Raw genomic sequence first — 19,491 nt, 5'->3', positions numbered from 1 at the left:
GGTGGGTATGGCTGAATGCTAGGAGCGACATATTTCTGCCATGTGAAAGTTTCAGAATCGGTTTTGACAGCATCCATAGACAAAACCTTGAGATACCGACTTTCGTGAGCAACGCCCGCTACCGCGCCTTCATCGCCGTCGCCCACCATGGCAGCCTCAGCGCCGCCGCCCGCGCACTGGGCGTGAGCCAGCCCACCATCTCCACCCAGATCGCCACGCTGGAGCGCCAAAGCCAGATCGAGCTGTTCCACCGCCGCGGCTACCGCATGACGCTCACGGGCGCAGGCGCCAGACTGCTGCCCATGGCGCAGAAAATCATGGCGCTGGAGGCCGAGGCCGAATTCTTCCTGCGCGACTCGGGGCAGTTGCACCAGGGCGAGCTCAAGATCGGCGCCGTGGGGCCCTTCCATGTGATCGAAATGGTGGCCGCCTACCGCGCACGGCACCCGGGCATGCAGCTGTCCATCCGCATGGGCAACTCGCAGCAGGTGCTGGCCGACCTGGAACGCTACGACACCGACGTGGCCGTGCTCGCCGGCCTCTACGACCGCCCGGAGCTGCTGGCGCGCGAGTACGCGCGCCACGCCATCATCCTGTTCGCCCATGTCGCCCATCCCTTCGCGCGGCGCAGCGAAATCGCGCTGTCCGAACTGCAGGGCCAGCCTCTGCTGCTGCGCGAGCACGGCTCGACCACGCGCACCGCGCTGGAATCGGTGCTGCAGGCCGCCGGCGTGCAGCCGCGCACCGAACTGGAGATCGGCAGCCGCGAAGCCATACGCGAAGCCGTGGCGCGCGGCCTGGGACTGGGCGCCGTGTCCGAAGCCGAATTCATCCCCGACCCGCGCTTTCGCCCGCTGCGCATCGCGGGCGACCCGGCCAGCACCACCACCTATGTCTATTGCATGCGCGAGCGCAGCGACAGCCTGCTGGTGAGGTCGTTTCTGGAGGCGATTTGAGGACCGCGCCGGGCCACCTCGGCCCCCGCCTCAGCCCTCCACCCTGATTCCGCGCGCCTGGATCAGCCGGGCCCACTTCGCCCGTTCATCGCGCATGAAGGCGTCAAAGCGCTGCGGCGTCCCCCCTCCATCCTCTGCGCCGAACTCTTCGAGCTTGGCCACCACATCGGGCATGGCCAGGATGCGGTTGACGTCCGCATTGATGCGGGCCACCAGATCGGCGGGCATTCTTGCGGGGCCCACCAGGCCGAACCAGATGCTCGCGTTGAACCCGGAATAGCCCTGCTCCGCCACGGTGGGAATCTCCGCGAAGGCCTTGGCGCGCTTCACGCCCGTCTGAGCCACTGCATGGACTTTTCCGCCCTTGATGAAGGGCGCCGCCGTGGTCATCCCCTCGAACGCGTAGTCGATCTGGCCGCCCAGCAGATCCGTCATCACGTTCGACGCGCCCTTGTACGGGATATGGAGCGCGGACACCGCCGCAGTCTGCTCGAACAGCGCCAGCGCGAGGTGCTGGGCCGACCCCGTGCCCGAGGAGCCGAAGCTGACCTCCCCCGGCTTTTGCTTCAACGCGGCCAGCAGGCCCTGCATGGTGGCGGAAGCCTTGGGGCTGGCAACCAGGACCTGCGGGGTCTGGCCCACCAGGGCGATGGCGGAGAAGTCCCGCTCCGGCGAGAAGCCGAGCCTGGGGTTGAGCGCAGGGGCAATGCCCAGCGCGTTGATGTGGCCCATCATGAGCGTCTGCCCATCGGGCGCGGCCCTGGCGGCCTCGGCAGCGGCAATCAGCCCCGCCGCGCCTGGCCGGTTCTCGACGATGACGGGAATGGCCCACAGCTGGTTGAGCCGGTTGGCGATGATCCGCGCCAGGATGTCCGTGCCGCCGCCTGCCGAGAAGCCGACGAGGATTTTGACCGGGCCCGCTGGCGGCCTGGCCTGTGCAAAGCCCGGATGGGCATGCAGGGCGGCGGCGGCGGCGGCCGAGGTCAGGAACTGTCTGCGTTGCATGGCTTGTCTCCTTGGATGATGGGCTGGCGGCGGTCTTACGCCACCGAGGTCCAGCGGCCGAACCGGGACACCTGCGCCTCGTCGAAATTGAAGCCGAGCCCCGGCGTCTGGTGCAGCACGACACGGCCCTTTTCCTGCGCCAGCTGGCGGTCCAGCAGGCGGCGGAAGTTCAGCACCTGGTCATCCCAGAAGAACTCGACATAGCGCGCATTGGGGGTCGCGGCCACCAGCGGCGCGTGCACATCGTGGAACCAGTGCGGACACATCTGCAGCCCATAGCCCGCCGCCATGGCGGCAATACGCTTCCACTCGGTAATGCCCCCGCAGACTGCAGCGTCGGTCTGCAGGATGGATGCGGCGCCCATATCGAGCAGATGCTTGTGGTACCAGCGGCCATAGCCGATTTCCGCGGTGGCCACAGGAATGCGGGTGAGCTTTGCCAGGCGGGCGTGGCTTTCGACATCGTCGGGGCTGAACGGCTCCTCGATGAAATAGGGGTCGTATGCCTCCATGCGGCGCAGGTACTGCATGGCCTGCACGGTGTCCACCCAGCCGTTGTTGCAGTCCAGCATGAGCTCCACGTCCGGGCCGATGGCCTCGCGCGCCGCCTTCACGCGCGACTCCTCGCCCTGGGGCGACCAGCGGCCGGTCTTCATCTTCACGGCCTGAAAGCCCAGCTCGACATAGCCGGCCATCTCCTCGCCGACATGGCCGGCGGTCTTGCCATCCACGTAGTAGCCGCCGCTGGCATAGGCCGGCACCGTGTCCAGCTCCACCGCGCCCAGGTACTTGTGCAAAGGCAGCTGGGCGGTGCGGGCATTGAGATCCCACAGCGCAATGTCGAGTGCGCTCAGTGCCCGCATCACGGTGCCCATGCGGCCTTGCAGCAGCGCCTCCTGGTACATCTCCTTCCACAGCCCTTCGACGGCCAGGGAATCGCGGCCCAGCAGCACAGGACCGAGCAGCTGCTCGACCGCTACGCGGAACAGCTCGCCCGCCGCATTGCCGACATAGCAAAAGCCGATGCCTTCGACGCCGTCGCTGCTGCGGACCTTGACCAGCCCGTAGTGGCGGTCGACCACGGTGCGGTTCGACAGATAGGTGACCTTGTCCAGCGGCACGCGGGCAACGCAGACTTCAATGGATTCGATGAGGGGCATGTGCTCTCCTGACATGGTTTGGAAGCGGGAACGAGCGAACTTTGCGCTTCAGGAGATCTGCAACAAAGATGGTGTCCCATGGTTCAGATGACGCAAAATGCGTCGCATGGATTCGCGCTTTCTCCAGAGCTTCATTGCCGTCGTGGACTGCGGCTCGATGGCCGACGCCGCGCGCAGGCTGGACCTGCCGCCCACCACCGTGGCCCAGCAGATGCGTGCGCTGGAGGCCGACGTGGGCTGCGCACTGCTCACGCGGGTGGGCCGGACGGTGCGGCCCACCGTCGTGGGCGCCCGGATCGTGGAGCATGCGCGGGAGGTGCTCAAATCCGTGGAGAACCTGAGGTCGGCCGCCTCGGCCACCGAGCTCCCCGCAGGCCCCCTGAGGCTGGGGGCAACGCCCACGGCGCTGATGGGCCTCGTGCCCCCGCTGCTGCGCCGGTGGATGAGCGCCCATCCGGCCGTGCGCGTCTACATCGAACCCGGCACCTCCTCACTGCTGCTGGACCAGGTGCAGGCCGGCCGTCTGGATGCGGCCATCCTTGTGCACCCGGCCTTCGCCATGCCCAAGACCTGCGAATGGCGGCTGATGCGCAGCGAGGCGCTGATTCTTCTCGCGCCCCGAGACATGAAGGTGCGCGATCCGCTGCTCACGGCCGCACGCGAACCCTTCATCCAGTACGACCGCAAGGTGGTGGCAGGAAAAATGGCGGATGAATACCTGCGGGGCCACGGCATCAAGCCGAAGGTCCGCTTCGAGCTGGACGGCATCGAGCAGATCGCACAGCTGGTTGCGGAAGGCTTCGGTGTCTCCATCCTGCCGGACTGGCCCGTGCTGGGACCGCCGGATGCCAGAACGCGCCGATGGCCGCTGCCCCCTCCGAGCCCGTCCCGCGAAGTGGGCATGGTGTGGCTGCGCTCTTCGGTGCGCTCCCCGCTGGCAGCCGCCTTGTCAGAGCTGATCGATTCCCGCTAGCGGACCATGCCCTGACCTGTGCCTGGCACGCAGGCTCTCAGAACAGGCTGCGTTGCGGCAGCAAAAGCGACGGGTGGTAGAGGCTGCAATCGAGCCGCAGCGGCTCGCGGTTGAATCCGTACCGACGGCAGGCCAGGGCGAAGCGCTGGCGCAGCAGCTCGGCCCAGTGGCCGGTACCTTTCATGCGCTGGCCGAACTCGGCGTTGTACACGCGGCCGGCCTCGCGCTGCTCGCCCTGGATGCCGTGCAGGTCGCGCACGCGCTCCATCACGCGGCGGGCGCGGTCGGGGTAGTGCACCTGCAGCCATTGCTCGAACAGCGGCGCCACTTCCCAGGGCAGGCGCAGCACGGCATAGAAGGCGTGGCGCGCGCCTGCGTCGGCGGCCGCCTCCAGCACCTTCTCCAGGTCTTCGTTGATGAAGGGAATCTGCGGTGCCAGGCTCACGCCCACGGGCACGCCCGCCTCGGTCAACGCGCGGATGCTGCGCAGCCGGCGGTACGGCGCGGCGGCGCGCGGCTCCAGGTGGCGGGCCAGGTCGGCATCCAGCGTGGTCAGCGTGATGTGCACCGAGGCCAGGCCCTGGCGCGCCAGCGGGGCCAGCAGGTCCAGGTCACGCTCCACCCCGCTGCCCTTGGTGACGATGGAAAACGGGTGACGCGCCTCGGCCAGCACTTCGATCAGGCGGCGCGTCAGCCCCAGCTCGCGCTCCACGGGCTGGTAGCAGTCGGTGACCGAGCCCAGCATCACGGGCGCGGCCACATGGCTGGCGCGCGACAGCTCGGCGCGCAGCAGCTCGGGCAGGTTCTGCTTGGCGATGAGCCGGGTCTCGAAGTCCAGCCCCGGCGACCAGCCCAGGTAGCTGTGCGTGGGCCGGGCATAGCAATAGATGCAGCCATGCTCGCAGCCCCGGTAGGGATTGAGCCCCATGTGAAACGGCAGGTCGGGCGACTGGTGGCGGCTCAGCGCCGAGCGGGCCTGCTCCCAGCGCAGTTCGGTGCGCAGGGGCGCGGCTTCCTCGCCTTCGGCCGGCGCCTCAAGACTGCCCCAGCCGTCGTCAAAGGCCTCGCGCGGATCGGTGGTGAAGCGGTGTGCCAGTTGGCTGGCTGCGCCCCGGCCCTTGATGGCGTGCAGGGGCACCCGGGCCGTGTCGTGATGAGGCGTGGGAGGACTGGAAAGCATGAAGAAACTGTATAAAAATACAGCCATGCCAACAAGCACTCCCCGCATGCCTGCGGTTGCGCAGTGGGTTTTGCCGGCTTGGCAAGTGCCCGCGCCAATCCGCACCGCACCGTGCGGGTTCGCTTGGCAGAACGCGCACGGGCCTGCACAATGGCCTTATCGCACCAACTTGGTGCTTTTCTCTTTTCTGAAGATGCCTTGGCCCGGACAACCGCGTTGCCCGGGCTTTTGTCCGTTTGGGCGCCGCTGCCCTTCACTGCAGCCACGGCGCAAGCACACAAGGGAGCCAACACCATGGAGCGCAAGCCCCACATCATTCTTTCGTCCCTGGACCTGGAACGCATCGAGGCCCTGCTGGACAAGCAGCCCGCCTTTCCCGGCCGCGAGGCGCTCGAGGCCGAGCTGGACCGTGCCGACGTGCTCGAACCCAGGGAAATGCCGCCCAACGTGGTGACCATGAATTCCACGGTGCGCTTCACGCTGCTGGAGTCGGGCAAGACCAATACGCTGACCCTGGTCTATCCCAAGGAGATGGATGGCAGCGCCGACAAGGTGTCGGTGTTCGCGCCCGTGGGCATTGCCCTGCTGGGCCTGAGCGTGGGCGACCAGTCCCGCATGCCCGGCCCCTCGGGCCAGGTCACCGTGCGCGTGGATGCCATCGAGTTCCAGCCGGAAAGCGCGGGCGAGCTGCACCGTTGAACGCCGACCGGCGTGAAGCGAAAAAGGCAGCCCACCGGCTGCCTTTGTTGTTTGTGGGCTGACGCACCGCGCCTCAGCGCAGGCCCGCCACAAATGCCGCGATCAGGCCGGTGCCCACCAGGCCGGCCTGCCAGCGCAGCGCCATGTGCCAGCTGGGAACGTGGCGCTCCACGCGCTCGTACAGCAGATGGCCGGCCGCAATCGACAGCACGAAGGCCGTGCACATGCCCAGCAGGGCGGCGGGAATGGACTGTGGCCAGAAATGGCTTTCCACGGCATTGACCAGCAGGCAGACCGAGAAGTGCACGAGAAACACCGAGTACGAAATCTTGCCCAGCCGGCGCAGCGGCGCCCAGCCTTGTGCCTGGGCAAACGCGGGGCTGCGCATGGCCGCGACCAGGGCCAGCGCCGTGGCACCGGCCAGCGCGATGCGGTCGCGCCACTCCAGTGCCAGCGCCGCCACGACCAGGGCCACGATCAGCAGGGACCAGCTCCAGGCCGTCGAGGACTTGTCCGCATGCGCGGCCCAGTAGGCCAGCATGCCCAGGCCGTAGGCGCCAAAGAAGTACGGCGCCCACACATCCCATTGCGCATCCAGATTGAAGCCCAGCAGCGAGGCCGCCACGCCGATCACCACCAGCGCCTGCGCCACGCTCAGCGTCCAGGGCCAGCAGCGCGACAGCGCCTGGCCACCGAAGCGTCGGCGCAGCAAGGCGCCGCCCCAGCGCGTGCCGGCCAGCAGCAGCGCCGTCAGCGCAAACAGCTGGAAGTCGATGGACACGTACCAGACGCCGGCGGACAGCGACTCCTCGCCCACGATGTTCTGCAGCAGCAGCGCATGCGCCACCAGCTGCCAGAGATCGGGCTCGCCCGACACCGAGGCATGGTCGAACCAGGGCCGCACGGCCGCCGAGACGACGATGGCCACGACCAGGGCCACGGCATAGGGCACGACCAGGCGCACGAAGCGGCGCCCGATGCGCGACCACGGATCGCTGTGCAAGCCGTGGCCTTGCGGCGCCATGCTGGCTGCCGCCAGGTAGCCGCCCAGCACCAGGAAGATCTGCACGGCCATGCGCGCATATTCATAGAGCCAGTCGATGAGGTCCGGCGCGGCCGGATGGGCGATATCGGACATGGGGCCGTAGAAGGCCAGGTGGTGCCAGACGATGGCGGCACAGGCCATGCCCTTGGTGCAGTCGATCAGCGCACTGCGGCTAGCGTGGGACATGGGGCAATCTGCAATCTGCGAACGGGTCGGGAAGCGGGAGGCGCTGGGCCCGGGCCGCCTGGCCGCAAGCCCGCAAAGGCGCCATTGTGCGCCTTTTGACCGCGTCTTGCAGAAAGCTGACGCACCGCTTTCCAAGCCGCACAGGACATGCCGGCACGCGAGGGCACAATGCATGCCATGACGCAACCCAAACCTCTTCCGGCGTTGAACCGGCAGTTCGTCTCGCACTTCGGCGAGATGGGTAGCCGCTGGGGCATCAACCGCACGGTAGGCCAGATCTACGCTCTGCTGTTTCTTTCGCCCGAGCCGCTCAATGCCGACCAGATCGCCGAGACGCTGGAGTTCTCGCGCTCCAACGTGAGCATGGGGCTCAAGGAATTGCAGGCCTGGCGCCTGGTGCAATTGCGCCACCAGCCAGGCGACCGGCGCGAGTATTTCGAGGCGCCGCAGGATGTCTGGGAAATCTTCCGCCGCCTGGCCGAGGAACGCCGCCGCCGCGAGATCGAGCCCACCCAGTCCATGCTGCGCGCCGCCATGCTGGAGGAAGTCACCACCGAAGAGGAACGCTACGCCCAGCAGCGCATGCGCGACATGTACGAGCTGATCGACCGGCTCATGAACTGGTTCGACGACGTGCAGCGCCTGTCGCCCGAGACCGCCATGCAGCTCATGGGCATGGGCACGGCCGTGACGCGGCTGCTGGATCTGAAGGACCGCATCACGGGCGGCAAGGGCCGCGCCAAGGCGGATGACACCGACGATTGAACCTGGCAAGCCTGCGTACAAAAATGAGCTCCCGAGGGAGCTCATCGTGTTTACAGCAATGCTTCATTGGCGGTAAGCGCGTGCAAAAACTGGCGTAGCCCAAAGCGAGGGACACCGAGCAAGGGCCGCCCGCCCCCGCAGCGAGGGTGTCGTCCCCCTCCCGAAGAGAGAGGGGGAAGGCGCGAAGCGCCTCAGGGGGAGCTTTATTTCTCCCGGGCCAGGAGTTCGCGGCGCGTGGCCTCGTCGTCCATCAGTTCGTACCACATCGCGTTGAGCACCGCGAAGGCGGCCGCCAGCGGCAGGCCGAGCAACCAGGCGAAGTACCACATGGTGTTGTGTCCTTTCTTGACGTTGACTGTCGTTGCTTGATTCGGTGGATCAGTACGAGTGGCCGCGGCCCTCGATGATGGCCATCGGGTCGACCTTGCCGCGCAGCACGCTGTAGACCCAGCTGGTGTAGGCCACGATGAGGGGCACGAAGATCAGCGCGCACACCAGCATGATGAACAGCGTCACATGGCTGGACGAAGAGTCCCAGACCGTGAGGCTGTGCTGCGGGTTCAGCGACGAGGGCAGGATGAACGGGAACATGGACGCCCCCACGCTGGCGATGATGCCGGCAATGCCCAGGCCGCTGGACAGCAGGGCCAGCCACTCGCGGCGCAGCCACAGGCCCAGCGCCGCCATCAGCGGCATCAGCAGGCCGATGGCCGGCACGGCCCAGAGCACGGGCCGGGCCTGGTAGTTGGCGAACCAGGCGCCCGCCTGCAGCGCAGCCGTCTTGAACAGCGGGTTGGACGGTCCGGTGGTGTTGATCTCGCTGGTGATGCGGTAGCCGTTGAGCGCGGCCAGCCACACGCCGGCCGCCGCGAACAGCACCGTGGTGGCGACGGCAGCCACCATGCCGAGGCGGCGCGCGCGCGCGGCCACATCGCCCTCGGTCTTGAACACCAGCCAGGACGCACCATGCATGAGCAGCATGCACAGCGAGACCAGGCCGGCCAGCAGCGCAAACGGGTTGAGCAGGCCGAAGAACGTGCCCTCGTAGTAGATGCGCATGTCGGGCGCCAGGCGGAAGGGCACGCCCTGCAGCACATTGCCCAGGGCCACGCCGAAGATCAGCGCGGGCACCACGCCGGCCATGCACAGCACGGCATCCCAGCGCGCGCGCCAGGCCGGATCCTCGCGCTTGCTGCGGAACTTGAAGGCCACGGGCCGCAGGATCAGCGCCACCAGCGCCGCGAACATGGCCAGGTAAAAGCCCGAGAACGAGACCGCATACAGCTGCGGCCAGGCCGCAAAGATGGCGCCGCCGCCCAGGATGAGCCAGACCTGGTTGCCTTCCCAGACCGGGCCCAGAGAGTTGATGACGACGCGGCGCTCCACGTCGGTCCTGGCCGCCAGCGGCAGCAGCGCGGCAGCGCCCAGGTCAAAGCCATCGGTGACGGCAAAGGCGATGAGCAGCACGCCCAGCAGGCCCCACCACAGCAGGCGCAGGACGTCGTAGCTGATCAGTTCGTGAAGAATCATGGTGACAATCTCCCTTGGTCATTGCCCGCGGGCGAGTTTTTGCATCAGAGGGAAGTAGGTGGTCAGGTGCGGTGCGCTTTCCTCCTGCGGTCCCTTGCGGATGGCCTTCACCATGAGCTTCATCTCGATGACGAAGAGCACGGAGTAGATGGCGATGAAGCCTGCAATCGTCAGCAGCAGCGTGCCCGCGCCCAGGTTGGAGACGGCCAGCGCCGTGGGCAGCACGCCTTCGATGATCCAGGGCTGGCGGCCCACCTCGGCCACGATCCAGCCGCACTCGGCCGCAATCCAAGGCAGGGGAATGGCGATCACGGCCAGCTTGAGCATCCACGGATGGGCGTCCAGCCTGCGCCGCACCGACAGCCAGAAGAAGGCCGCCGTGAGCGCGATGAAGAACATGCCCAGCCCCACCATGATGCGGAAGGCCCAGAACAGCGGCCCCACGGCCGGCACGGTGTCCCAGGCGGCCTGGGCGATCTGCGCGTCCGTGGCCTGGCGCGGGTCGTCCACGTAGCGCTTGAGCAGCAGCGCGTAGCCCAGTTGCCCGCCCTTGTCCTCGAAGACGGCCTTGGCCTCGGCCGGCACCTGGCCCGTGGGGCCGGCGGCGCGGATGGCCTCCAGCGCGCCATAGGCCTCGATGCCGTTGCGGATGTACTGCTCGGTGCGCTGGACCAGGTCGTTGATGCCGGGGATCTCGGTGGTCAGCGAGCGCGTGCCGATCAGGCCCATGACCCAGGGAATGTGCACGGCGTAGTGCGTCTCCCGTGCGGCCTTGTCGGGGAAGCCGAAGGCCGTGAAGGCGGCCGGTGCGGGCTCGGTATCCCACATGGCCTCGATGGCGGCCAGCTTCATCTTCTGGTGCTCCGACGACAGGTAGCCGCTTTCATCGCCCAGCACCACCACCGACAGCGCAGCGGCCAGGCCGAACGAGGTGGCCACCGTCATGGAGCGGCGCGCCAGCTGGATGTGCCGGCCCTTGAGCAGATACCAGGCCGAGACGCCCAGCACGAAGATGGCGGCCGTCACGTAGCCTGCCGAGACCGTGTGCACGAACTTGGCCTGGGCCACGGGGTTGGTCAGCACCGCGAAGAAGTCGGTGACCTCCATGCGCATGGTCTGCGGGTTGAACGCCGCGCCCACGGGGTTTTGCATCCAGCCGTTGGCGATCAGGATCCACAGCGCCGAGAAGTTCGAGCCCAGGGCCACGCACCAGGTGGTCACCAGATGGCCGACCTTGCTCAGGCGGTCCCAGCCGAAGAAGAACAGCCCCACGAAGGTGGCTTCCAGGAAGAAGGCCATCAGCCCCTCGATGGCCAGCGGCGCGCCGAAGATGTCGCCCACGTAGTGGCTGTAGTAGCTCCAGTTCATGCCGAACTGGAACTCCATCACGATGCCCGTGGCCACGCCCATGGCGAAGTTGATGCCGAACAACGTGCCCCAGAACTTCGTCATGTCGCGCCAGATGGTGCGGCCCGTCATCACAAAGACGGTCTCCATGATGGCGATGATCACGGCCAGGCCGATGGTCAGCGGCACGAACAGGAAGTGGTAGAGCGCCGTTACCGCGAACTGCAGCCGCGATAGATCGACGATGTCGAGGTCCATGGTGAGATCCTTTCTCTCGGGGTACTTGGTGAAATCCTTGATCAGCCGTCCTGCCGCAGGCGCGCCAGGGCCGCATCGAACGGCGGTGTGCCGCGCAGCGCCTCGGACACCACGCGGCCCTGCTCCACCCACAGCAGCCGGTCGGCCAGTTGCGCCTCCCGCAGCTTGTGGGTGGCCAGCACCAGGGTGCGGCCCCGGGCTGCGCTGTCCAGCCGCACCAGCAGGTCGGCGGCCGTGCGTGCATCCAGGCCTTCGGTCACTTCGTCCAGCAGCCAGCAGCGCGCGGGGCTCAGCAGCAGCCGCGCCAGCGCCAGGCGCCGTGCCTGGCCGCCGGACAGGCCCAGCCCGCCCTCGCCCAGCCGCGTGTCCAGGCCCTGCGCCATGGCGCGCACATCGCCGGCCAGCCCGGCGACTTCCAGCGCCGCCCACAGCGTGTCCTCGGCGGCCTCGGGGCAGGCCAGCAAAAGGTTGTCGCGCAGGCTGTCCTCGAACAGTTCGGTGCGCTGCGTCATCCAGGTGCAGCGCCGGGCACGCACGGCGCCGGCCAGCGGCTGGAGCTCGCCGGCCATCAGGGACAGCAGCGTGGTCTTGCCCGCGCCGCTGGCGCCCAGCAGGGCGACACGCTCGCCCTCGGCGATACGGATGTCCTGGGCCAGCACGGCGGCACGGGGTGCCACGACCTGCTCCAGCTCAACCGCCAAGCCTTGCCTGGGCGCAGCCGGTTCGCAGGCGCCTTGCGCAGCGCCATCGCGCAGGGCAGGCGCCAGCCGGCGCGCGGCCAGCCAGCTGCGGCCGGCCTCCAGCGCGCCACGGCGCAATGCCGCAAAGGGCTCCATGGCCGTCAGCGCCAGCAACAGGGCCAGCGCAGCCACGGGGGCGCCCAGCAGGCCGGCCTCGGCCAGCCAGCCTACGGCCAGCAGCACACCGGCCAGGGCCAGGGCGCCGCACAGGCCTTGCACGAAGGAAGTTCGGGCCTCCAGGCCGTGGAGTGCGGCGTCGGCCTCGGCCACGCGGGCGTCCAGGGCGGCAATGCGTTCGCAATGCGCGGCCAGGGTGCCGGCCATGGCCAGCTCCGCCTGCCCGGCCACCAGGTCGGCCGTGCGGGCGCGCAGGGACTCCAGCGCCAGCGCGCGGCGCACGGCGGGCCGGCGCGCACTGCGGGCCAGCCACAGGGCGCTGCCCAGGCCCGTGGCCAGCAGCCACGCAGCCAAGGCCAGGCCCAGCCACCAGCGCATCAGTCCCAGCGCAAGGGCGGCCACCAGCGTGGCACCCGTGGCGGCCAGCAAGGGCACGAACAGGCGCAGGTACAGGCTGTCCAGCGCATCCACGTCGGCCGTCAGCCGCTGCAGCAGGCGCGCGGGCCGCAGGCGCAGGCTCAGGGCGGCGGCGGGAGTGGCCCAGCTGCGCAGCAGCCGCTCGCGCAGGGCGGCCAGCACGGCCAGGGTGGCGTCATGGGTGACCAGCCGTTCGGCATAGCGGGTGCCCGTGCGGCCCAGGGCCAGCAGGCGGATACCGGCCGAGGGCATGAAGACGTCGAAGACGATGGCCGTGGCCGGCACCAGCCCGGCCAGCGCCGTGGCCGTGATGAACCAGCCCGACAGGCCCAGCAGCGCCATGCCCATGAGCACCGTGAGCAGGGCCAGCAGCGCGCCGCCCAGCCACAGGCGGCAGGGCGCCATGCGCGCCAGGGCGGCAAGCACGGGCCGGAGGGTGGAGCGGGGCTTCATGCGGCCAGCTCCTGCGGGGCGGCATGGCCCGCCAGCTCCACCACGCGGTGCATGGCGGCGGCCAGCTCGGCATCGTGGGTGGCGACGATCAGCGTGCGCCCGCGTGCCAGTTGCAGCAGGGCATCGGTGACCTGGGCGGCCGTGGCCGGGTCCAGGTGGGCCGTGGGTTCATCGACCAGCAGCAGGCCTGCATCGCGCGACAGGGCCAGGCGCGCCAGTGCCAGGCGCACGATCTCCCCGCCCGACAGGCCGGCTCCGCCCTCGCCCAGCGTGGCGCCGGCACGGGCCTCGGCCAGCTTGCCCAGACCGGCCAGCCGCAAGGCCTGGCGTAGCTCGCCGAAGGTGAATCCCGGGCGGCCCAGCCGGAGGTTTTCGGCCACCGAGCCGGCGAACACATGGGGGCTCTGCCCCATCCAGGCCATGCGCGCGCGCAGCCGTCCGGCCGATTCGCCGTCGAGCAGCTGGCCGTCGATATGGATGCGCCCAGGCTCGGCCACCGGCAGCAGGCCGGCAATCTGCGCCAGCAGCAGCGACTTTCCGCTGCCGCTGGGGCTCCACAGCGCCACATGCTCGCCAGGCCGCACGTCCAGCGTGAGCGCCGGCAGCGTGACCGCGCCGCCTGGCGCCTGGGGCCGCACCTGCTCCAGGTGCAGGGCGCAGGCCTGGCCGGCCGCCCTGCCGGGCGCAGCCAGTGCGCCCGGCAGCGGCTGCGCATCGCGGCCCAGCTCGCCCAGGGCTTGCAGTGCGGCCTCGCCGCTGGCGCGGTCGTGCCAGACGGCAGACAGCTCACGCAGGGGATCGAAGAAGCTGGGCGCCAGCAGCAGCACGAACAGCGCCTGGCCCAGGCTCAGTGTCTGGCCCCAGCTGCCAAAGGGCAGATGGCCCAGCAGGTGAAACCCCACGTAGACGGCCACCATGGCCACGCCCAGGGCCGAGAACAGTTCCAGCACCGCAGAGGACAGAAAGGCGATGCGCAGCACGCGCATGCTGCGTTCGCGCAGGGATTCGGCATTGGCGCGCAGCCGCTGCGCCGTGGCATCCACCGCGCCCAGGGCGCGCAGGGTGGACAGGCCGCGCAGCCGGTCGAGCAGGAAGGCATTCATGCCGCCCAGCTCCACCATCTGCGCCTGGCTGGCCGCCTTGGCGCGCCAGCCGACGATGGCCATGAACAGCGGGATCAGCGGTGCGGCCACCACCAGGATCAGCGCCACCACCCAGCTCTGGCTGGCCACGGCCAGCGCAATCACCAGCGGCACGGTGCGCACGCGCCACATGGCGGTCTGGTAGCGCGACAGCCAGGGCACGATGGCCTCGGCCTGCTCGGCCATGGCGCTGGCCGCCTGGCCCGAGGCCGCGCGCTGGCGGTCCAGCGGCGAGGTGCCCGCCAGCGTGCGCAGCACCTGCGCGCGCAGCGCGCTCACCAGGCTGCGCGCCTGCAGATTGGCGCGGCGCGTGCCGCTGGCATCGCACCAGGCGCGCAACCCGCCCAGCAGTGCCACGCCGGCCGCAAGCTGCCACAGTGGCCACAGTGGCCACAGCGGCTCCACGCCTGCGCCATCGGCCATGGACTGCACGGCCAGCGCCAGCAGCGCCGCCTGGGGCAGCCACAGCAGCGAGGCCAGCACCAGGCGCCCCGTACCCGCCATCGGACGACGCGCCAGCTGGTGGAACTCAGGCAATGACGGGGTACAAGGTTTGTTCATTTATTCTGTAATTTCAGTATTTACTGAAATTACGCAAAGAATTCTAAACAAACTTGCTCCAGGCAAGTCGCTCGTAGGGGGAAGCCGAGTGAAGCAGTCAAGCGTGCGCAAGAGGTTTTGCGCAAACAACTTCGAGGACCGGACCCGCACAGCGTGGGTAATACCCAAAGAAAACGGCGCCCGAAGGCGCCGTCTGGCAGAGTAGGAGAAGAGCCCGTCCTGGGCTCTGCCGACCTTACGGGGTGGACAGCAGGCGGTCGCGCGCCTGGTTGTATTCACGCTTGAGACGCTCCACCAGCTCGCCCGCACCCGTGACTTCGCGAATGGCGCCAATGCCCTGGCCGCAGCCCCAGATGTCCTTCCAGGCCTTCTTGGCGTCGCCGCCGAAGTTCATCTTGCTGGGGTCCGACTCGGGCAGGTTGTCGGGGTCCAGGCCAGCCGCGCGGATGGACGGCGCCAGGTAGTTGCCGTGCACGCCCGTGAACAGGTTGCTGTAGACGATGTCGTCGGACGTGCCGTCCACGATGGCCTGCTTGTAGGCGTCGTGCGCACGCGCCTCATGCGTGGCGATGAAGGCCGAGCCGATATAGGCGAAGTCCGCACCCATGGCCTGGGCCGCCAGGATGGCACCGCCCGAGGCGATGGAGCCCGACAGCGCCACGGGGCCGTCGAACCATTCGCGGATCTCCTGGATCAGCGCGAACGGGCTCTTGACACCCGCATGGCCGCCCGCGCCCGCCGCCACGGCGATCAGGCCGTCGGCCCCCTTTTCGATGGCCTTGTGCGCGAACTTGTTGTTGATGATGTCGTGCAGCACCACGCCGCCCCAGCTGTGCACGGCCTGGTTCACGTCCTCGCGCGCACCCAGGCTGGTGATGACGATGGGCACCTTGTACTTGGCGCACATCTGCATGTCGTGCTCGAGCCGGTCATTGCTCTTGTGCACGATCTGATTGATGGCGAACGGCGCCGAGGGCCGGTCCGGATGGGCCTTGTCCCAGGCGGCCAGGGTCTCGGTGATCTCGGCCAGCCAGTCTTCGAGCTGCTCGGCCGGGCGCGCGTTGAGCGCGGGCATGGAACCCACGATGCCGGCCTGGCACTGGGCGATCACGAGCTTGGGGTTGCTGATGATGAACAGCGGCGAGCCGATCACTGGCAGGGCCAGTTTCTTCAGCGCCGGGGGAAGCTTGGACATGCGTTGTCTCCGTTGGTTCTCGGTGTCTCTGTCTGCGTTGTGCCGTGCGGGAGCGCCGGGTCAGAAGGCGTCCATGGGCAGTGCCATCACGCTGCCTGCGCCGTGCACGATGGCATCGCGCAGGCCCGCCGCCTTGACGAGGATGTGCTCGGCATAAAAGCGCGCCGTCGCAATCTTCGCGCGCATGAAGGCCTCGTCCTGTCCCTTGTGCAACAGCTGCTCGGCCGCCAGCAGGGCGCGGCCCATCTGCCAGCCTGCCACCAGGTTGCCCGCCAGCATCAGGTAGGGAACGCTGCCGGCGTACACGGCATTGGGCTCGGCCTTGGCCTGGCCCGAGACGAAGTGCACCGCCTCCACGAAGGCCTGGCGCGCGGCGGCCAGCTGGCGGGCCACGGCCAGTGCCTCGGGCGTGCCGCTGGCGGCCAGCTCGGCCTCGGTCTTCTCGATCTGGCCCGCGATGGCCAGCGCGGTCTGGCCGCCATCGCGCGCCGTCTTGCGGCCCACCAGGTCATTGGCCTGGATGGCGGTCGTGCCTTCGTAGATGGTCAGGATCTTGGCGTCGCGGTAGTACTGGGCGGCGCCCGTCTCCTCGATGAAGCCCATGCCGCCGTGCACCTGAACGCCCAGGCTGGTGACTTCCAGGCTCATCTCGGTGCTGTAGCCCTTGACCAGGGGAACCATGAATTCATAGAAGGCCGCATTGGCCTCGCGCACCTGGGCATCGGCATGGTGGTGGGATGCGTCGTAGGCCGCGGCGGCCGTGGCCGCCATGGCGCGGCAGCCCTCGGTGTAGGCGCGCATGGTCATGAGCATGCGGCGCACATCGGGGTGGTGGATGATGGTGGCGCTGGCCTTGACGCTGCCGTCCACGGGGCGGCTTTGCACACGCTCGCGGGCATAGGCCACGGCATGCTGGTAGGAGCGCTCGGCCACGGCAATGCCCTGCACGCCCACGGCGTAGCGGGCCGCGTTCATCATGATGAACATGTATTCGAGGCCACGGTTTTCCTCGCCCACCAGGTAACCGATGGCGCCCCCGTTGTCGCCGTACTGCAGCACGGCCGTGGGCGAGGCCTTGATGCCCATCTTGTGCTCGATGCTCACGCAGTGCACATCGTTGCGCGCGCCCAGCGAGCCATCCTTGTTGACCAGGAACTTGGGCACCACGAACAGGCTGATGCCCTTGACGCCCTCGGGCGCCCCGGCCACGCGGGCCAGCACCAGATGGACGATGTTCTCGGCCATGTCGTGCTCGCCATAGGTGATGAAGATCTTGGTGCCGAAGACCTTGTAGCTGCCATCGGGCTGCGGATCGGCCTTGGTGCGCACCAGGGCCAGGTCGGAGCCGGCCTGGGGCTCGGTCAGGTTCATGGTGCCGGTCCACTCGCCGGTCACCAGCTTCTCGAGATAGGTGGCCTTGAGCTCATCGCTGCCCGCCGTCAGCAGGGCCTCGATGGCGCCGTCGGTCAGGAGCGGGCACAGCGCAAAGCTCAGGTTGGCGCTGTTGAGCATTTCCACGCAGGCCGCGCCAATCGTCTTGGGCAGGCCCTGGCCGCCAAAATCCTGCGGATGCTGCAGGCCCTGCCAGCCGCCTTCGGCGTACTGGCGAAAGGCCTGCTTGAAGCCCGCCGTGGTGGTGACCACGCCGTCCTTGAGGCTGGAAGGCGCCACGTCGCCCGGCAGGTTCAGCGGCGCCACCACGCCTTCGCACAGCTTGGCGCATTCCTCCAGCACGGCCTGGGCGGTCTCGAGGCCAGCCTCCTCGAAACCGGGCAACTGTGCCACCTGGTCGATCTGCGCCAGATGCTCCATGGCGAACAGCATGTCTTTGAGGGGAGCCGAGTAAGTCATTGTTGAACCTTCCTGAACAGAGCCTGGACCGCCGGCGCGCAGCGCGCGGCGACCTGGGACAGCGGGCGCGCTGCCACGGCACTACTGCATTGCTGCGTTATTGCGTGACGCGGCCCGATGCGTTGACGATGGACAAATCCACGAATTTCGAGCCCGCCTGCGAGCCCGGACGATAGGTAACCCAGTAGCCGCCCAGATCGAAGGCGTCCAGGCCGCGCAGCGAAGCGGCCAGCTTCTCGCGCGTCAGCGGCTGGGTGCGGCGCATGGCCTCCACGATGACGCGGGCGTTCACATAGCCTTCCATCATGGCGTAGCTGACCGGCACGGTCAGCGACTTGCCGGCAGCGGTGGCCGCGTCCCTGAACTCCTTGTTCAGGCGCATGGTCACCTTGTAGGGACTGGGCACGACCTGGGCAATGGACAGGCCGCTCATGAACTCCACGGGCAGGCGCTTGGCCAGTTGCTCGATATCGGCTTCGGACGTCGCGTAGATCTGGGCCGTGCCACCCGCCATGCGGTACGCCTCGACGAAGGCCGAGGTCACGGGGCTGGAGGCCACCACCATCACGGCCTGCGCCGAAGGCTGGGCCTTTTGCAACTGGGACACGGCCTTGTCCATGGCGCCCTTGCCCGTGCTCAGCGAGGCGCTGACCACCAGCTTGGCCTTGGAAGGCGCAATCGCCTTGTCCACAAGTTCAGCCACGGCCTTGGCATCCGGGCGCTCGTCATGCAGCAGGGCCAGGCGCGTGATGCCCACGGTGGCCAGGTGCGAGGCGATCTTGGCCATTTCCTCGGGCAGGTTGGCGCGGGTGCTGAAGATCTGGGGATGGCTCAGCACCCGCGTGTCCGTGCTCTGGTAACCCACCAGGGAGATCTGGGACTGGTCGAGCAGCTTGCTGTCCAGCAGCGAAGCCATGTTGCGGTTGCCGAAGTAGCCGGCCAGCACCACGGGCTTGGACTCGTCCAGCAGCTTGCGGGTCTTGTCCACGGTTTCATCGGGGTGGCCCACATCGTCCACCGTGACCAGTTGCACGGGCTGGCCCTGCACGCCGCCGGCCTTGTTGATCTGGTCGAAGTACAGGCGCATGCCCTGGGCATAGGCCCGGCCCTGCGTCGCGCCGGCTCCCGACATGGGTGCCACCTGCCCCACCACCCAGGCATTGGCCTCGGCGGCCAGCGCCATGGCGCCACAGACAAAGGCCACGGCCGTGCGGGCCAGGCGCAAGCGCATCATCTTCATTTCAATCTCCCTCTCGGTTCATGCCATTGCCAGCACCCGCTGGCGCGGCCAAAGCCGTTGTTGTAGTCGTTGCCGCAAACCATGACCAGCGGGCCATCCCGGCATCCGTGACGGAAAAAGAGGGGCCTTGTGCCCCTCATTTTTCAGCTTTGGTCGCTTACAGCGCCTGCACCAGCTCGGGCACGGCCTGGAACAGGTCGGCCTCCAGGCCGTAGTCGGCCACCGAGAAGATCGGTGCCTCGGGATCCTTGTTGATCGCCACGATCACCTTGGAGTCCTTCATGCCGGCCAAGTGCTGGATGGCGCCCGAGATGCCCAGGGCAATGTACAGCTGCGGCGCGACGATCTTGCCGGTCTGGCCGACCTGCAGGTCGTTGGGCGCATAGCCCGCATCCACCGCAGCGCGCGAAGCGCCGATGGCCGCGCCCAGCTTGTCGGCCAGGGGCGTGATGACTTCCTGGAACTTCTCGCTGCTGCCCAGCGCGCGGCCGCCGGAGACGATGATCTTGGCGGCCGTCAGCTCGGGGCGGTCGCTCTTGGTCACTTCACGGCCCACGAAGCTGCTCTTGCCGCTGTCGCCAGCGGCCGCCAGCTGCTCCACCTGGGCGCTGCCGCCCGTGGTGGCCGCTGCGTCAAAGCCCGTGCCGCGCACGGTGATGACCTTGATCTTG

General features: G+C 68.3%; 17 protein-coding genes. 4 read left to right on the top strand and 13 right to left on the bottom strand.

Translation table 11 applies throughout. The features are described 5' to 3' along the window. Positions 1-104 precede the first annotated feature (104 nt). Positions 105-956, top strand: coding sequence for a LysR substrate-binding domain-containing protein (locus tag GRX31_RS20130; protein WP_160854441.1), 852 nt, complete (start codon positions 105-107; stop codon positions 954-956). Positions 957-986: 30 nt separating this feature from the next. Here the strand turns inward: GRX31_RS20130 and GRX31_RS20125 are convergent, their stop codons facing one another. Continuing rightward, positions 987-1,961: a Bug family tripartite tricarboxylate transporter substrate binding protein gene (locus GRX31_RS20125; protein WP_013803447.1), complete on the bottom strand. Its 975-nt coding sequence runs from the start codon at positions 1,959-1,961 to the stop codon at positions 987-989. Positions 1,962-1,996: 35 nt separating this feature from the next. Further along, positions 1,997-3,121: a mandelate racemase/muconate lactonizing enzyme family protein gene (locus tag GRX31_RS20120; RefSeq protein WP_065347633.1), complete on the bottom strand. Its 1,125-nt coding sequence runs from the start codon at positions 3,119-3,121 to the stop codon at positions 1,997-1,999. A 106-nt stretch (positions 3,122-3,227) separates the two neighbouring features. On the opposite strand from GRX31_RS20120, the gene GRX31_RS20115 reads away from it, so the two are divergent. Next, positions 3,228-4,094 (top strand): LysR family transcriptional regulator, encoded by an 867-nt coding sequence (locus GRX31_RS20115; protein ID WP_160854477.1) that lies wholly within the window; start codon positions 3,228-3,230, stop codon positions 4,092-4,094. Positions 4,095-4,131: 37 nt separating this feature from the next. Here the strand turns inward: GRX31_RS20115 and GRX31_RS20110 are convergent, their stop codons facing one another. Beyond that, positions 4,132-5,274 (bottom strand): PA0069 family radical SAM protein, encoded by a 1,143-nt coding sequence (locus GRX31_RS20110; RefSeq protein WP_016450186.1) that lies wholly within the window; start codon positions 5,272-5,274, stop codon positions 4,132-4,134. Between the two features lie 294 nt (positions 5,275-5,568). On the opposite strand from GRX31_RS20110, the gene rnk reads away from it, so the two are divergent. Then, positions 5,569-5,973, top strand: coding sequence for a nucleoside diphosphate kinase regulator (gene rnk, locus GRX31_RS20105; protein ID WP_160854439.1), 405 nt, complete (start codon positions 5,569-5,571; stop codon positions 5,971-5,973). Between the two features lie 73 nt (positions 5,974-6,046). On the opposite strand, the gene GRX31_RS20100 is transcribed toward rnk, so the two are convergent. Further along, positions 6,047-7,204 carry an acyltransferase family protein gene (locus tag GRX31_RS20100; RefSeq protein ID WP_160854437.1) on the bottom strand — a complete coding sequence of 386 codons (1,158 nt, stop codon included), beginning with the start codon at positions 7,202-7,204 and terminating at the stop codon, positions 6,047-6,049. Between the two features lie 168 nt (positions 7,205-7,372). Between GRX31_RS20100 and GRX31_RS20095 the strand changes: the two genes are divergently transcribed. Further along, positions 7,373-7,969 (top strand): GbsR/MarR family transcriptional regulator, encoded by a 597-nt coding sequence (locus GRX31_RS20095; protein WP_026062606.1) that lies wholly within the window; start codon positions 7,373-7,375, stop codon positions 7,967-7,969. A 203-nt stretch (positions 7,970-8,172) separates the two neighbouring features. On the opposite strand, the gene cydX is transcribed toward GRX31_RS20095, so the two are convergent. The 9 genes from cydX to GRX31_RS20050 all read right to left on the bottom strand — a co-directional run. After that, on the bottom strand, positions 8,173-8,298 hold the full coding sequence (gene cydX, locus GRX31_RS20090; protein ID WP_012204319.1) for a cytochrome bd-I oxidase subunit CydX: 126 nt from the start codon (positions 8,296-8,298) through the stop codon (positions 8,173-8,175). Positions 8,299-8,347: 49 nt separating this feature from the next. Further along, on the bottom strand, positions 8,348-9,499 hold the full coding sequence (cydB, locus tag GRX31_RS20085; RefSeq protein ID WP_160854435.1) for a cytochrome d ubiquinol oxidase subunit II: 1,152 nt from the start codon (positions 9,497-9,499) through the stop codon (positions 8,348-8,350). A gap of 18 nt (positions 9,500-9,517) precedes the next feature. Further along, a complete protein-coding gene (locus GRX31_RS20080; RefSeq protein ID WP_016450181.1) occupies positions 9,518-11,104 on the bottom strand; it encodes a cytochrome ubiquinol oxidase subunit I in 1,587 nt (528 codons plus the stop codon). Positions 11,105-11,145: 41 nt separating this feature from the next. Continuing rightward, complete coding sequence (locus GRX31_RS20075; RefSeq protein WP_160854433.1) at positions 11,146-12,831, bottom strand: amino acid ABC transporter ATP-binding/permease protein; 1,686 nt, start codon at positions 12,829-12,831, stop codon at positions 11,146-11,148. Continuing rightward, positions 12,828-14,477 (bottom strand): thiol reductant ABC exporter subunit CydD, encoded by a 1,650-nt coding sequence (gene cydD / locus GRX31_RS20070; protein ID WP_160854475.1) that lies wholly within the window; start codon positions 14,475-14,477, stop codon positions 12,828-12,830. The genes GRX31_RS20075 and cydD overlap by 4 nt, the downstream gene beginning before the upstream one ends. Positions 14,478-14,769: 292 nt before the next feature. After that, on the bottom strand, positions 14,770-15,729 hold the full coding sequence (locus GRX31_RS20065) for an NAD(P)H-dependent flavin oxidoreductase (protein ID WP_012204314.1): 960 nt from the start codon (positions 15,727-15,729) through the stop codon (positions 14,770-14,772). A 60-nt stretch (positions 15,730-15,789) separates the two neighbouring features. Then, positions 15,790-17,580 (bottom strand): acyl-CoA dehydrogenase, encoded by a 1,791-nt coding sequence (locus GRX31_RS20060; RefSeq protein ID WP_026062604.1) that lies wholly within the window; start codon positions 17,578-17,580, stop codon positions 15,790-15,792. Between the two features lie 97 nt (positions 17,581-17,677). Next, positions 17,678-18,820: an ABC transporter substrate-binding protein gene (locus GRX31_RS20055; RefSeq protein WP_016450177.1), complete on the bottom strand. Its 1,143-nt coding sequence runs from the start codon at positions 18,818-18,820 to the stop codon at positions 17,678-17,680. Positions 18,821-18,977: 157 nt separating this feature from the next. Beyond that, on the bottom strand, positions 18,978-19,491 hold a 514-nt coding region (locus tag GRX31_RS20050; RefSeq protein WP_202396653.1), incomplete at its 5' end, for an electron transfer flavoprotein subunit alpha/FixB family protein.

The organism is Delftia sp. CH05, from assembly GCF_009827015.1.
Lineage (GTDB): Bacteria > Pseudomonadota > Gammaproteobacteria > Burkholderiales > Burkholderiaceae_C > Comamonas > Comamonas tsuruhatensis.
This window is presented reverse-complemented; position numbering and strand designations above follow the sequence as displayed.

Excerpts from the sequence above, each read along its gene's own strand:
- GRX31_RS20125 (WP_013803447.1), bottom strand. The coding sequence starts at position 1,961 with ATGCAACGCAGACAGTTCCTGACCTCGGCCGCCGCCGCCGCCGCCCTG.
- GRX31_RS20120 (WP_065347633.1), bottom strand. The coding sequence starts at position 3,121 with ATGCCCCTCATCGAATCCATTGAAGTCTGCGTTGCCCGCGTGCCGCTG.
- GRX31_RS20115 (WP_160854477.1), top strand. The coding sequence starts at position 3,228 with ATGGATTCGCGCTTTCTCCAGAGCTTCATTGCCGTCGTGGACTGCGGC.
- GRX31_RS20110 (WP_016450186.1), bottom strand. The coding sequence starts at position 5,274 with ATGCTTTCCAGTCCTCCCACGCCTCATCACGACACGGCCCGGGTGCCC.
- rnk (WP_160854439.1), top strand. The coding sequence starts at position 5,569 with ATGGAGCGCAAGCCCCACATCATTCTTTCGTCCCTGGACCTGGAACGC.
- GRX31_RS20100 (WP_160854437.1), bottom strand. The coding sequence starts at position 7,204 with ATGTCCCACGCTAGCCGCAGTGCGCTGATCGACTGCACCAAGGGCATG.
- GRX31_RS20095 (WP_026062606.1), top strand. The coding sequence starts at position 7,373 with ATGCATGCCATGACGCAACCCAAACCTCTTCCGGCGTTGAACCGGCAG.
- cydX (WP_012204319.1), bottom strand. The coding sequence starts at position 8,298 with ATGTGGTACTTCGCCTGGTTGCTCGGCCTGCCGCTGGCGGCCGCCTTC.
- cydB (WP_160854435.1), bottom strand. The coding sequence starts at position 9,499 with ATGATTCTTCACGAACTGATCAGCTACGACGTCCTGCGCCTGCTGTGG.
- GRX31_RS20080 (WP_016450181.1), bottom strand. The coding sequence starts at position 11,104 with ATGGACCTCGACATCGTCGATCTATCGCGGCTGCAGTTCGCGGTAACG.
- GRX31_RS20075 (WP_160854433.1), bottom strand. The coding sequence starts at position 12,831 with ATGAAGCCCCGCTCCACCCTCCGGCCCGTGCTTGCCGCCCTGGCGCGC.
- cydD (WP_160854475.1), bottom strand. The coding sequence starts at position 14,477 with ATGGCGGGTACGGGGCGCCTGGTGCTGGCCTCGCTGCTGTGGCTGCCC.
- GRX31_RS20065 (WP_012204314.1), bottom strand. The coding sequence starts at position 15,729 with ATGTCCAAGCTTCCCCCGGCGCTGAAGAAACTGGCCCTGCCAGTGATC.
- GRX31_RS20060 (WP_026062604.1), bottom strand. The coding sequence starts at position 17,580 with ATGACTTACTCGGCTCCCCTCAAAGACATGCTGTTCGCCATGGAGCAT.
- GRX31_RS20055 (WP_016450177.1), bottom strand. The coding sequence starts at position 18,820 with ATGAAGATGATGCGCTTGCGCCTGGCCCGCACGGCCGTGGCCTTTGTC.